Origin of the sequence: Novosphingobium meiothermophilum, assembly GCF_003171715.1 — a bacterium.
GTDB lineage: Bacteria > Pseudomonadota > Alphaproteobacteria > Sphingomonadales > Sphingomonadaceae > Novosphingobium > Novosphingobium meiothermophilum.
Genome location: NZ_QGHL01000008.1, coordinates 162,812 through 175,475 on the forward strand (window position 1 = coordinate 162,812; position 12,664 = coordinate 175,475).

Genomic DNA, 12,664 nt, shown 5'->3' on the forward strand with positions numbered 1-12,664 from the left:
CAGCTTGTTCCCGTCATTCCCGGATCGACGCGGCGAAAGGTTTGTGCAAATCATCCTGTGCAAACGTATGCGTGGGGCATCACGGTGTCGCACAACGGGTATTGCTTGGCACATGTGACGCTGGTGTGTCCCATGGCACTAGACGCGATGGAGGGGTTTTGTCGAGACAGGCACTGATGGTCGGCATCGGGCTGGCGCTGGTTTTCGCAGCCACGCCGCTGCTTGCCCAGCAGGGGCAGGCTGGCGCATCGGCGCCGGTGCAGGGTCCGGTCGCTCCCGGAGGCACGCCCGCTTCGGATGCGGAAGTGGCCCGCAACCTGCTGTCCACCTCGCAGACCCAGCGTTGCCGCCCGATGCAGCGTTCCGACGGCACGATCGTCGTCTGCGGCGGCAAGGAGGCGAGCGAGCGCGAGCGCATTCCCCTGCGCGACGAGACCGATGGTGCTAAATCGACCGATACGGGGGTTCCGCGCGCGCCCAATGTATCGGGCCTGCGTGATTGCAGCCGCGGGTGCATCGGCCTTGGCGGCGTGCCGCCGCCGATCTACTATTTCGACATCAAGGCGCTGCCCGCTCCGCCGCCGGGCTCCGATGCTGACCGCATCGCCAAGGGCGAGATTCCCGCGCCCTGAGCGATGCTTGCAGGCGGGGCGCCCTATTCGCCCAGAATATGCATGACCAGCGGCGGTTCGGCCAGCACCGGAGATCCATCGAGCAGGCGCAGCGCCTCCGCGATGGCGCTTTCCGGGCCTTCGTGCGTGACCATTGCCACCATGACCGGGGCATCGTCCTTGCCGCCCTTCTGGATGAGGCTTTCGATCGAAACCCCCGCATCGCGCATGGCGGCGGTGATCTCGGCCAGCACGCCGGGCCGGTCAGCCACGTTGAACCGGATGTAGGCCTTGCCGGTGCGATGGCCGGTTTCCGCGGGCGCGGCCCGTTCAAGTTCGGCCACGGGGATGGAAAAGGGCGCGCCTATGTCGCCGCGCGCGATGTCGATGAGATCGGCAACAACCGCGCTGGCTGTCGGGCCATCACCCGCACCTGCGCCCTGGAACAGCAGTCGGCCGACGAAGTTGCCTTCGGCCACCACGGCATTGGTTGCGCCATCGACATGCGCCAGCGGATGATCGCGGTGGACCAGATGCGGATGCACGCGCTGGAACAGCCGCCGGTGCCCCTGGGCGTCGGTCTCGGTCTCGGCCATGCCGATCAGGCGGATATAGTAGCCCAGCGCATCGGCCTGGGCGATGTCGGCGGCAAGCACGCGGCGGATACCGGTTGCGGCAACGGGCTTGAAATCGACCGCAGTGCCAAAGGCAATGGACGACAGGATCGAAAGCTTGTGCGCGGCATCGATGCCGTCGATATCGAAAGTGGGGTCCGCCTCGGCATAGCCCTTGGCCTGTGCTTCGGCCAGAACGTCGGCGAAGTCGCGCCCGGTGTCCTCCATCGTCGAGAGGATGTAGTTGCAGGTGCCGTTGAGGATGCCATAGACCCGCGCGATTTCGTTGGCGGCCACGCCTTCCTTCAGACCCTTGATGACCGGGATCCCGCCTGCCACTGCCGCCTCGAACTTGAGGGCGACCCTGGCGGCCTCCGCCTTGGCGGCCAGCTCAACGCCGTGATGGGCGATCATCGCCTTGTTCGCGGTGACCAGCGCCTTTCCGGCCTCGAAGGTGGTGCGCGCCAGTGCCAGCGCGGGGCCATCGGCACCGCCGACGAGTTCGACGACCACGTCGACATCCGGGCGTTCGCCCAGAATCACCATGTCGTCTTCCCAGGCATAGCGCGAGACGTCGAACCCGCGGTCCTTGTGGCGGTTGCGCGCGCTGACAGTCGTGATGACAATGGGGCGCCCCGCACGCCGCGCGATGAGATCGGCGTTGGCCTCGATCAGCCGGATAACTCCGCCGCCAACCGTGCCAAGCCCGGCCAGCGCAATGCGCAAAGGTTCGCTCATTTCAATCCCGTCTGCTGGAACACGCACAAAGTTGCGCTGCGGGCCTTAGGCCAGTGGCGCCTGTGCGGCAACACCCGCTGCGCGAGCGTCTAGCGCGACCTTTCCACCGGCGGGCGCGAGCGAGTGCATTCGCCCAGTTCGCGCATCACGAAGGCATAGTCTTCGGCAGCGGCGCGCACGCTGGCCGCGCTTCCCGAAAGGCTGGCCCCGGCCGGCATGGTGCGCGGCAGGCTACAGGCAAGGCGATACCACGTGAGCGTATCGCGCGCGGGCGGGCGGGCGGTCTGATCGACGATCTCCGATAGGCTGATGCCCCATGTCTTCGGCAGGCCGGGGCGGCGGACAACCGATAGCGAAACCGGCGCATTGCCTTCGGTCTGGAGGAAGACCTGCGTCTCGCCTTCGCCCACCAGATTGCCCGGAACGAACAGGATTTCCCGCACTGCAAGGATGCGCGGCGCAGGATCGGGCGAGAGCAGTTCGGTGAGAATCGCGCGGGTGCGCATCTCGGTCTCGCCGGACCAGGCAATCTGCGCCCCGCTATCGACCAGCCGCAACTCGCCCGGACGTCCCGGCACGGTCCTGGCGAAGACGAGCACGACTGCCTTGCCCAGCTTCGGCAGCTTCCCGCGCGGATCAAGCGCAACATCCGCCAGGTAGCGCACGGTCTCGCCCTGTGCCGGTCCGCTCAGCACCGTCTGCGTTCTGGCCTCGATCAGGACGCGGGCCATTCCTGCGGGCAGGTTCGGTGCCTGTTCGGGCTTGAGGCGCGTTACCTTGCGGACCTGCGCGCGCAGCACGAGCTCGCTGGCATCGGCCAGATCGGCGAGGTCGGCATAGGTCAGTGCGTGCGACGCGGCGGAATCAGCTCCGCTCCGAATCGCGGATTGTTGGGCAAGGGCAATATCTGGAACGAATCCGGACCAGAACGCGGCAACAATCCCCAGCGGGACGAGCCGTGCTGCGAAGGCGCGGAAGGGACGGATTCGGCTGAGTCTGGGCATATCTCTGTCTCCGGCTGCATCCATGACGGCAGCCGCGCTTCGTTTCCCGCTGATTTCAGGCAGTGCAACCCTGAATCGACAGTTAACGGATAAAGCATTTGCGCGGCTTTGGCTTCGCCGTTAAAGATGCGCCCGTTCGGGCAATCCAAAAACAAGCAGCCCGACGCTTGCCGCCGCCGGATGCACCTGCATTCGATGTCGGCGGACCGGGTTGCCGGCAGGGTGGATTGTAATTTGCTGGATTGGCCTGCGGGCAGGACGGTGATCCTGCGCGTTGGCTCCACCTTGGCCAGGGCCGTTCATGCGTGCTCCGGGTCCGGGTGGACGATCAGGAGTATTGGAGCTGAATGGCATACGCTGACCAACAGATGAGCGGTAACAAGATCACCGCGCTCATCATCGTTGCGATTCTTCATGTCGCCGTCGGCTATGCGCTGGTCACTGGACTGGCGTACGAGGCGATCAAGAAGGTCAAAGAGGTGACCTCGGCGGTCAACATCGAAGAAGAGAAGCCGCCGGAGGAACCGCCTCCGCCGCCTCCTCCGAAGCAGGATCAACCGCCGCCGCCGATCGTCGCGCCGCCGCCGCCGATCAGCTTCAACGCGCCTGCTCCGCAGGTGCAGACGGTGAACGAAGCGCCGCCGATTCCGGCTCCGCCGGCGCCGGTTGCGTTGCCTGCGCCGCCCGCACCGCCGCCGCCGCGTTTCACGCCGAAGGCGGCCGTGCCCAAGGGCAACCCCGGCAACTGGGCAACGTCGAACGACTATCCCTCGCGTGCGCTGCGCGAAGAGCGTGAAGGCACCACGGGGTTCCGCGTCACTATCGGGACGGACGGCAAGGTCATCGATTGCGAAATCACCCGGTCTTCGGGAAGCGCAGACCTTGACGAAGCGACCTGCTCCAACGTCCGTCGGCGTGCACGCTTCACGCCCGCGACCGATGGTGACGGCAACCCCACCACGGGCTCGTATTCGAACTCGATCCGCTGGGTGATCCCGAAGGACTGATGCGCCTTCAGGATCCCCGTGCGGGACAGCCACGAGAGCCCGGACCCCTGGCTTTCATGCACTTTGCTTTGAATTAAAGAGGAAGAATCGCATGTTCATCTACACTCTGGCCGCCGCCGCCGCTCAGGCCGCGCCGCAGAACAAGTTCGGTTTCAAGGAAGCGCTCGAACAGGGCGGTTTCATCGCCTACGCAACCGTCGTCATTCTCGGCATCATGTCGTTCGGCTCGTTCTTCATCCTGTTCACCAAGTTCTTTGAACAGAACAAGATCCTCGGCCAGTACAAGTCGATCCGCTCGACCTTCTGGAAGGCTGCCAGCCTCAAGGAAGGCGCTGCCAAGCTCGACAAGAACTCGGCATGGCGCCAGCTCGTCGACGACGGTCTTGCTGCCGAAGAACAGCACGGCAAGATGACCGACGCGCTTGAAGCCCATGACTGGCTGCACGGCTCGCTGGCCCGTTCGGAAGCCTCGATCAACTCGCGTCTTGCCGGCGGCCTGCCCTTCCTCGCGACCGTGGGTGCAACCGCGCCGTTCATCGGTCTGTTCGGCACCGTGGTCGGCATCTACCGCGCCCTCATCAACATCGGTCTGGCCGGCTCGGCCTCGATCGACAAGGTGGCCGGTCCGGTGGGTGAAGCGCTCATCATGACCGCGCTCGGCCTGCTCGTCGCCGTTCCCGCCGTGCTTGCCTACAACTGGCTCCAGTCGCGCAACAAGCGCATTGCCGAACTGCTTCAGGGCTTCTCGACCGACATTCTGGCGAACATCACCTCGAAGGGTGCTGTGAAGCCCGCCGTTACGGCTGCTCCGGCCGCTCCGGCTGCCGCTCCGGCCAAGAAGTAAGCATTGAAACCGGGGTCGGGCCTGTCCCGGCCCCTCTCCGGAAACGCGAAAGGTGCGCGCAGTTTTCAAGGAACTGTGCAGGCCAACGCGGATCACAACGGACAGGATGTAACCCATGGCAATGTCTGTAGGCGGCGCTGGCGGAGAAGAACGCCCGATGTCGGACATCAACACCACGCCGCTCGTGGACGTGATGCTGGTGCTGCTGATCATCTTCCTCATCGCGGTGCCGGTCGCGATCCAGACTGTCGAGAAGCTCAAGGTGCCGGTCCTTCCCAGCGAGGAATCGCAGGACAAGGTCGAGAACCTGATGCTTTCGGTGGTCTCTACCGACGAAGCCGGCCGCAGCCCGAAGGAGCCCGGTTATGCCGGTTCCTCGCGCACTGGCCAGTGCCGCGTCTATTTCAACAACACCACTCCGGTGGATAGCCAGGAGCTTTACCAGCAGGCTTTCAATCGCCTCGATGCGATTGTGAAGCGTGAGGGCGGAGCTGCCAACATGGACCCGGAAAAGATTCCCGAAGTCCACATCCGCGGCGACGTCAACGTTCCGTGGAAGTGCATTGCCGGGGCGATCTACAACGTCCAGTCGGCCGGCTATCCGAAGGTGGCCTTCATCTCGACCCCGGTCGATCCGAACGGCTGATCCGAACGGCACCGGACAAGAGAGCGAACAGGAGTACCAATCATGGGAATGAGCGCCGGCAAGGATGATGGCGAGCCGATGATGGAAATGAACACGACGCCGTTGATCGACGTCATGCTCGTTCTCCTCATCATGTTCATCATCACCATCCCCGTGGCCACCCACGCGGTGAACATCGATCTTCCGCAGCCTTCGCCGCCTTCACCGAACCAGGTCGTCGATCCGATCAAGAACAAGCTGGTGCTGACCAATGCCGGCGAAATTCTCTGGAACGGCGTGCCCACTTCGCAGGGGCAGATGGTTTCGCTGATTCAGGCGACCAAAGCGATGGATCCAGAGCCGGAACTGCAGTTCCAGCCTGAAGAATATGCGAGCTACGAGATCGCAAACCAGATGATGAAGATCATCACCGATGCCAAGGTCACGAAGTTCGGCTTCGTCGGCAACGAGAACTTCGCCACCTTCCAGAAGGCTGGTCAGTGAGGTTCTTGTCCCATTGCGCCGCAGGGCCTTTCGCCTGATTGCGCAAGGGTATCGGACTCAAAGACGGGGGCGGAGCGATCCGCCCCCTTTTTTGCGCGCATAGCCTGCTGTCATGGCGCGCTTGCGCGCATCAGGGCAAAGTTCCTCGTTGCAGAGCCCTGGCGATGAACTTTTCGGCCATGGTTTCCCGGTCATCCCATGTGCCCGACACTCGCTCCCAGACAACGCCGGTGCGCTCCAGCATGGCTTCGGCCAGGGCCGCAAACCGCAAGCGTGCATGCCGATCGCCGAAGAAGCGCGTGCCATCGGCAATCCAGGGCACATCGGCTTCGAACAGCAGGTAGAGATCAGCCTTTGGATAGGCGAGCAGGGATGACGGAATCGCGCCGAACAGCATCTGCGCCCAGGCTGCGGTCATCAGGGGATCGGTATCGAGCAGGAGCACCGCAGGCGCCGCAGCCGCAGCGGCCGCAACCGCCGCCATATGTCCCTCCGCGATGGCAAGAAGATCGGCCATGGCCAGATCGGTTCCGTGGGTCTCGCAGTATTGCCTGCCAAATTCGGGAACGACCGGCCATCCGTGCCGCCGATGCAGCCTTTCGGCCATGACAGACTTTCCAGTGCTCTCCGCCCCGTGGAAGCACACTGTCAGCATGGGCGCGCGGCCTTTGCCCAATCGCGCAAGCCAATCAACGAAAGCACGAGAAACGCCGCATAGAGCAGCGCCAGCAGGGGAAGGCCGCGCGAGACATAGAGCGCGATGGCCACGATATCGATCACGATCCACACGATCCAGTTCTCGACCCGCCGCAAGGCAAGCAGGATCTGCGCGGCAATGCTCGCACCGGCCACCGCCGAATCGGCAAAAGGCAGGGCGGCATCGGTGAACCGGTGCAGCAGCCAGCCGAGCGAGCCGCTGAGGGCGAGTGTGACAGAGAGCCACCCCAGCCTCTGGCCGCGTTGCATCCACCCGACGTCCACCGCGCTCTGTTCGTCAGGCCCTGACTTCAGCCAGAGCCACCAGCCCCACAGGTTCGCCAGGACGAAGAATGCCTGAAGCCCGGCTTCGGCATAGAGCCGGGCATCGCGAAGCACCAATCCTGCACACGTGACCGAAACGATCGCAAAGGGAAAGTTCCAGATGGAACGGCGCGTCAGCAGGGCAATGTTTGCCAGCCCGAACAGGCTGGCCGCCAGTTCCAGCAGGTTCACGGGCGTGGGGCGCTTGTCTGGGCTGGCAGGAGGGCACCCGTTCTTGCGGCATGGCTCTCGCGCGGGTTGTCGGTGAAGATGCCGTCAACCCCTGCGGAGACCAGCGCGTGCCACGCGGCCGCGCAATCGCCCTTTGCGGCAGGATCGCTGCCGATCCGCCACCGCGCGGGCAGAAAGGCGTTTTCGCAGCGCAGCGTCCACACATGCACCTTGAGGCCCGCGGCATGGGCAGTGCGCACGAAAGGCGTTGGCCGTCCATCAGCGTCCAGCACCATGGCGGTTTCGACCCCCACGGCATCGACAGTCCGCGCCAGCCTCCGGAGGCCCTTCTCCCCGGCCATCGTTGCAAAGCGTTCTCCCGGCCGATCGGGCGGCCCGCCTTCGGCGGCCATGAGCTGCACGAGCCGGATACCGGTCAGCGGGCGCAGGCGTTCGAGCACACCTGCCTCGAAGCTCTGGATGAACACCGGATCCTGCGCACTGCGATAGCCCGCCGCTTCCAGCATGGGCATGAGCAGCGCCGCTGTATCGATACCATGCTGGCTGAACCATGTCGGGTGCTTGAGTTCGGGATAGATACCGATGCGACGCCCTGTCTCGGCCTCCTTGGCCCGCACCAGTGCCTGCACTTCAGCAAAGGTCGGCACCTGCCACAGACGGTCGAAGCGCGTATTGGCGGGGCGCAGATCAGGCAGGCGTTCACGCGCACGCAGGGTGCGCAGTTCGGCAAGCGTGAAATCCTCGGTGAACCAGCCGGTCACGCTTTCACCATCGATCACGACGGTCTTGCGCCGCGTGGCAAACTCAGGATGTTCGGCCACGTCCGTTGTACCGGAAATCTCGTTCTCGTGCCGGGCGACAAGCACGCCGTCGCGTGTCGGAACAAGGTCCGGCTCGATGAAGTCAGCGCCTGCATCGATGGCGCGTTCATAGGATGCCAGCGTGTGTTCAGGCCTTTCGCCGCTTGCGCCGCGATGGGCGATAAGGATCGGGCCCTGCGCCTCTGCGCTTGCCGGATTGCCGGTCATAGCCCCGCTCAGGCCCATTGTTGCCGCCACAAGAAGCCGCCAGATCATCGCGCGTCCTGAGGCAGGAGCGCCTCGGCCCATTCGGACTCCCTGAAGCCCACCAGCAGCCCGCCCGAATGGACCACGACCGGCCGCTTGATGACCGAAGGGTTTTCGGCAAGCACGGCGGGCGCGTCGTCTCCGGCCAGCATGGCCTTTTGCGCATCATCAAGCTTGCGCCAGGTCGTGCCTGCGCGGTTCACGATCCGGTCAAGGCCAGCGGCCGCAATCCAGCCGGCAATCTGCGCAGGATCGGCGCCCTGTTTCTTGTAATCATGGAAGGTGTAATCCAGCCCCTTGGCCCCAAGCCAGGCACGCGCCTTCTTCACCGTGTCGCAGTTGGGAATACCGTAAACCGTAATGCTCATGGGTGCTGCCTGTCGAAGTGGTGGATGCGCGATGGGGTGCCTGCGAACAGGGTGTAGGTTTCGTAGTATTCAGCCCGGCCTTTGCCCTGCATTTCGGCGTGGTGCGCCACGCGCCGCCATGCCAGCGCGGCAGCTTCGTCTTCCCATTCGGAAAGGGCGATCACTTCGCCGTCATCGGCGGTATAGGACTTGAAGCCGAGATAGCCCGGCTGCATCGCGGCCAGCCGTTCCATGGCATCGGCGTCGCGGGCATAGGCTTCGGCGTCGATGTCGGCGCGCTTGCGATTGCGGAAAACGACAAGAAACATGGCTGCGGTTGCGATAGCGCAGCATTGTGTCAGCGGGAAGATGCCCTGACCGAAGCCCTACCCGGTCCGGTGGTGGACTTTTGCGCGCATCTGCGACAAAGCGCACATCCATGAGCGTGAACAGCTTCGGTCATCTTTTCCGTTTCACCACCTGGGGCGAAAGCCACGGGCCTGCGCTTGGCGCTGTCGTGGACGGGTGCCCGCCGGGGATTGCGCTTCGTGAAGCGGATATCCAGCCGTTTCTCGATGCGCGCAGACCGGGCCAGTCGCGTTTCACCACGCAGCGGCAGGAGCCGGATCAGGTCCGCATCCTTTCCGGCGTATTCGAGGGCAGAACGACGGGCACGCCGATCAGTCTGATGATCGAGAACGTGGATCAGCGGTCCAAGGACTATGGCGATGTGGCCAAGGCCTATCGGCCCGGCCATGCCGACTACGCCTATGACGCGAAATACGGCTTTCGCGATTATCGCGGCGGCGGCCGATCCTCTGCGCGCGAGACGGCGGCGCGCGTGGCGGCAGGCGCAGTGGCGCGGCTTGTCATCCCCGAAGTCGCGATAACGGCATGGGTCAGCGAAATCGGCGGCGATGCCATCGACATGGCGCGCTTTGACGCGGCCGAGATCGGGCGCAATCCCTTCTTCTGTCCAGATGCCGAGACAGCCGCCCGTTGGGAAAAGCTGGTGGACGATGCGAGGCTGTCCGGTTCATCGCTGGGCGCGGTGGTGGAATGTGTTGCCCACGGCGTGCCCGCAGGCTGGGGCTCACCGCTCTATGCCAAGCTTGATGCCGAACTGGCGCACGCCATGATGGGGATCAACGCCGTGAAGGGCGTGGAGATCGGCGACGGTTTCGCTGCTGCGCGCAACACCGGCGAAGGCAATGCCGATCCGATGCGCCCCGGCGCGGAAGGGCCGGTGTTCACCGCCAATCACGCTGGCGGCATTGCAGGCGGCATCTCCACCGGACAGCCGGTGCTGGTGCGGGTTGCCTTCAAGCCAACATCCTCGATCCTCACCCCCATGCCCACGATCACGCGCGAGGGCGAGGCGACCGAACTTTTCACCAAGGGGCGTCACGATCCGTGCGTGGGCATTCGCGGGGTGCCCGTGGTCGAGGCAATGATGGCTCTGGTGCTGGCCGACCAGAAACTGCTGCATCGCGGGCAATGTGGTTGAAGCAGGCAGTTGAGGCGGCGTTGAAACGTCGTTAGTCTCCGCTGCAACAATCTTGCGGACCGCAACGGACGGAGCACTTCCCTTGGCCAAGCGCCTTACGCTTTACATCGTGATCGGCATGGTGCTGGGCATCCTCGTCGGCTATCTGCTCAACACCAGCTACCCGCAGGGCGATCCCAAGCTGGCCGAAATTGCCGATACGCTGAAGCTGCTGCCGGACATCTTCCTGCATCTCATCAAGATGATCATCGCGCCGCTGATCCTTGCCACGCTGGTGACGGGGATTGCCGGAATGGGCGACAGCGCGGCGCTGGGGCGCATCGGCGGGCGGGCGCTGGCGTGGTTCATCACCGCCAGTCTCATCTCGATCGGTCTGGGCCTCGTTCTGGTCAATTTCTTCAAGCCCGGTGTCGGTCTTGAGTTTACCGCCGCAGGGCCAGTTGGTGATCTGGCGACAGCCGATTTCACCTTGCGCCATTTCGTTCTGGAGATCTTCCCGACAAGCGCGCTGGATGCGATGGCGAAGAACAACGTGCTGCAGATCCTCGTCTTTTCGCTTTTTGCCGGCGTTGCGCTTTCGGCCATTGGCGAAACCGGCGCCCCGATCGTGCGTGGGTGCGAGGCGCTGGCGCATCTCATGCTCCAGATTACCGACTACGTGATGCGGTTTGCGCCTTTTGCCGTGTTCGGCGCACTGGCGGCGGTGATTGCCACCAAGGGCCTTTCGATCGTCGTCACTTACGGCGTCTTCGTCTCGGAGTTCTATTTCGGGCTGCTGCTCTTGTGGATCATCCTGTTCACGCTGGGCGGTCTGTTCCTGAAGGGGCGGGTGTTCCTGCTGGCGCGCTATATCCGCGAACCGCTGCTGCTGGCCTTTTCCACGGCCAGTTCGGAAAGCGCGCTGCCCAAGCTGTTCGAGCAGCTTGACCGGTTTGGCGTGCCGCGCCGCATTTCCGGGTTCGTGCTGCCGCTGGGCTACAGCTTCAACCTTGATGGTTCGATGATGTACACCAGCTTTGCCACGATGTTCATTGCGCAGGCTTATGGCATCGAACTTTCGCTGGGCCAGCAGATCGCCATGCTGCTCACGCTCATGGTCACGTCGAAGGGGATTGCCGGGGTGCCGCGCGCCAGCCTGGTGGTGATCGCCGCCACGCTCACGCAGTTCGGCCTGCCGCTTGAAGGGATCGCGCTTCTGCTGGGCGTCGATACGTTCCTCGACATGGGCCGCACGGCAACGAACGTGGTGGGCAATGCAGTCGCCACATCGGTCATCACCAAGTGGGAAGGCATGTTGCAGCCCCCGCTCGATCCCGATGCGGAACCGCTCAAGGCGCCCGCCCACACCGCAGCCGACGGCCGCCGGGGGCTGAACCTCGATCCTGTCAACTTCGAATAGCCGTGCATTCGCTCCCCGCATGGGCGGGGAGCGGGAACCTCAGCGCTTCTTTTCCAGTTCCACCGGCGTGAACTCGCCCAGACCGCACGAGCCGCGGCTCATCGGGCCAGGACCGGCATTGTTGATGATGACCGTGATGATATCGACGTTGCACACCTGCGGCAGCGAGGTGCCGTAGGAAAAGGCCCGTTCAAAGCCGAGGCCGTTGCAGCGGTTGGGCAGGGTATTGCGATACCATTTGCCCCCGCTGGTGCGGAAATCGATGGTCCAGTCATCGCGCACCACGCTCTGCCGGATTGAAGCGATGGGCAGGCAGGTGACCGGTTTGCCGACCACGGTTGCCTTTGGCACATCGGACCGGTGTCCGTTGTCGTCCATCACGCCCTTGCCGCTGCTGGTGCAGCCCGAAAGCGCGATGGTGATTGCCGCCATTGCAGGGACAAAGAACCGAACCTGAGCCTTGTGCATCATGCCTTGCTCTCCTTGGCCTTATTGCGGCCAGCCGCCTTCCCTCGTGCCGCTGCCGCGGGTTTCGCCCCCTTGACGAGAACTTTGCCCTTGAAAGCGCAAAGGTCAACCACGCCGCAATGCCAGCATTCGGGCGTGCGCGCCTTGCAAACATAGCGTCCGTGCAGGATCAGCCAGTGGTGGGCCCCCACGCGGAAGGGCTGGGGCACGTTCTTGTCCAGTGCCTTCTCCACCGCCAGCGGAGTCTTGCCCCTGGCAAGACCGGTGCGGTTGCCCACCCGGAAGATGTGCGTATCAACGGCAAAGGTTTCTGCGCCGAAGGCGCAGTTCATCACCACGTTCGCGGTCTTGCGGCCCACGCCGGGCAAGGCGGTCAGCGCGTCGCGGTCGGCCGGAACCTCGCCGCCGTGTTCGCGCACAAGGATTTCGGCCATGGCCATGACGTTCTTCGCCTTGGAATTGAACAGGCCGATGGTCTTGATGTGCTCCTTCAGACCCTCCTCGCCAAGATCGAGCATGTCCTGCGGGGTCTTCACGATCTGGAACAGGCGGCGCGTGGCCTTGTTCACGCCCACATCGGTGGCCTGTGCCGAAAGCGTGACCGCCACCAGCAACTGATAGACGTTGCCGTATTCCAGCTCGGTTTCGGGTGCGGGATTGGCTTCGGCAAGGCGGCGGAAAAACTCGAAGATGTCCGCCTTCTTCATGGTGCAGTCT

16 protein-coding genes are annotated in these 12,664 nt (G+C 63.9%); 7 read left to right on the forward strand and 9 right to left on the reverse strand.

The window, feature by feature from the left end:
* Positions 1–158 precede the first annotated feature (158 nt).
* On the forward strand, positions 159–632 hold the full coding sequence (locus DKM43_RS09295; protein WP_145960494.1) for a hypothetical protein: 474 nt from the start codon (positions 159–161) through the stop codon (positions 630–632).
* 23 nt (positions 633–655) lie between these two features.
* Here the strand turns inward: DKM43_RS09295 and DKM43_RS09300 are convergent, their stop codons facing one another.
* Both DKM43_RS09300 and DKM43_RS09305 read right to left on the reverse strand, forming a co-directional pair.
* Entirely contained in the window at positions 656–1,963 is a 1,308-nt protein-coding gene (locus DKM43_RS09300) for a homoserine dehydrogenase (protein ID WP_109798223.1), read from the reverse strand.
* A gap of 89 nt (positions 1,964–2,052) precedes the next feature.
* Positions 2,053–2,967, reverse strand: a complete 915-nt coding sequence (locus DKM43_RS09305) for a hypothetical protein (protein WP_236632484.1) — start codon at positions 2,965–2,967, stop codon at positions 2,053–2,055.
* Positions 2,968–3,314: 347 nt separating this feature from the next.
* Between DKM43_RS09305 and DKM43_RS09310 the strand changes: the two genes are divergently transcribed.
* From DKM43_RS09310 to DKM43_RS09325, 4 genes are all read left to right on the forward strand, one after another.
* Positions 3,315–3,974: an energy transducer TonB gene (locus tag DKM43_RS09310; RefSeq protein ID WP_109798224.1), complete on the forward strand. Its 660-nt coding sequence runs from the start codon at positions 3,315–3,317 to the stop codon at positions 3,972–3,974.
* A gap of 91 nt (positions 3,975–4,065) precedes the next feature.
* On the forward strand, positions 4,066–4,818 hold the full coding sequence (locus DKM43_RS09315; RefSeq protein WP_109798225.1) for a MotA/TolQ/ExbB proton channel family protein: 753 nt from the start codon (positions 4,066–4,068) through the stop codon (positions 4,816–4,818).
* 115 nt (positions 4,819–4,933) lie between these two features.
* Positions 4,934–5,464: an ExbD/TolR family protein gene (locus tag DKM43_RS09320; protein ID WP_109798226.1), complete on the forward strand. Its 531-nt coding sequence runs from the start codon at positions 4,934–4,936 to the stop codon at positions 5,462–5,464.
* Between the two features lie 42 nt (positions 5,465–5,506).
* A complete protein-coding gene (locus DKM43_RS09325) occupies positions 5,507–5,947 on the forward strand; it encodes an ExbD/TolR family protein (protein WP_109798227.1) in 441 nt (146 codons plus the stop codon).
* A 130-nt stretch (positions 5,948–6,077) separates the two neighbouring features.
* Here the strand turns inward: DKM43_RS09325 and DKM43_RS09330 are convergent, their stop codons facing one another.
* The 5 genes from DKM43_RS09330 to DKM43_RS09350 are packed head-to-tail and all read right to left on the reverse strand — an operon-like array spanning position 6,078 to position 8,902.
* Positions 6,078–6,602: an AAA family ATPase gene (locus DKM43_RS09330; RefSeq protein WP_109798228.1), complete on the reverse strand. Its 525-nt coding sequence runs from the start codon at positions 6,600–6,602 to the stop codon at positions 6,078–6,080.
* On the reverse strand, positions 6,596–7,159 hold the full coding sequence (gene pnuC / locus DKM43_RS09335; RefSeq protein WP_109798229.1) for a nicotinamide riboside transporter PnuC: 564 nt from the start codon (positions 7,157–7,159) through the stop codon (positions 6,596–6,598). The genes DKM43_RS09330 and pnuC overlap by 7 nt, the downstream gene beginning before the upstream one ends.
* Positions 7,156–8,235, reverse strand: a complete 1,080-nt coding sequence (locus DKM43_RS09340) for a glycerophosphodiester phosphodiesterase family protein (protein WP_109798230.1) — start codon at positions 8,233–8,235, stop codon at positions 7,156–7,158. The genes pnuC and DKM43_RS09340 overlap by 4 nt, the downstream gene beginning before the upstream one ends.
* The gene (locus DKM43_RS09345) at positions 8,232–8,594 is read right to left on the reverse strand and encodes an arsenate reductase (RefSeq protein ID WP_109798231.1); all 363 of its coding nucleotides are present in this window, start codon (positions 8,592–8,594) and stop codon (positions 8,232–8,234) included. Before DKM43_RS09345 ends, DKM43_RS09340 begins: the two co-directional genes overlap by 4 nt.
* Positions 8,591–8,902: an antibiotic biosynthesis monooxygenase family protein gene (locus tag DKM43_RS09350; RefSeq protein ID WP_109798232.1), complete on the reverse strand. Its 312-nt coding sequence runs from the start codon at positions 8,900–8,902 to the stop codon at positions 8,591–8,593. The genes DKM43_RS09345 and DKM43_RS09350 overlap by 4 nt, the downstream gene beginning before the upstream one ends.
* A gap of 110 nt (positions 8,903–9,012) precedes the next feature.
* Here DKM43_RS09350 and aroC point away from each other — a divergent pair, with 110 nt between their 5' ends.
* Together aroC and DKM43_RS09360 are read left to right on the forward strand one after the other, a co-directional pair.
* The gene (gene aroC / locus DKM43_RS09355; protein WP_109798233.1) at positions 9,013–10,080 is read left to right on the forward strand and encodes a chorismate synthase; all 1,068 of its coding nucleotides are present in this window, start codon (positions 9,013–9,015) and stop codon (positions 10,078–10,080) included.
* Between the two features lie 82 nt (positions 10,081–10,162).
* Complete coding sequence (locus DKM43_RS09360; RefSeq protein WP_109798234.1) at positions 10,163–11,479, forward strand: dicarboxylate/amino acid:cation symporter; 1,317 nt, start codon at positions 10,163–10,165, stop codon at positions 11,477–11,479.
* A 39-nt stretch (positions 11,480–11,518) separates the two neighbouring features.
* Here the strand turns inward: DKM43_RS09360 and DKM43_RS09365 are convergent, their stop codons facing one another.
* Complete coding sequence (locus DKM43_RS09365) at positions 11,519–11,950, reverse strand: hypothetical protein (RefSeq protein ID WP_236632486.1); 432 nt, start codon at positions 11,948–11,950, stop codon at positions 11,519–11,521.
* Positions 11,947–12,654: an endonuclease III gene (nth, locus tag DKM43_RS09370; RefSeq protein ID WP_109798235.1), complete on the reverse strand. Its 708-nt coding sequence runs from the start codon at positions 12,652–12,654 to the stop codon at positions 11,947–11,949. Before nth ends, DKM43_RS09365 begins: the two co-directional genes overlap by 4 nt.
* Between the last annotated feature and the right edge of the window lie 10 nt (positions 12,655–12,664).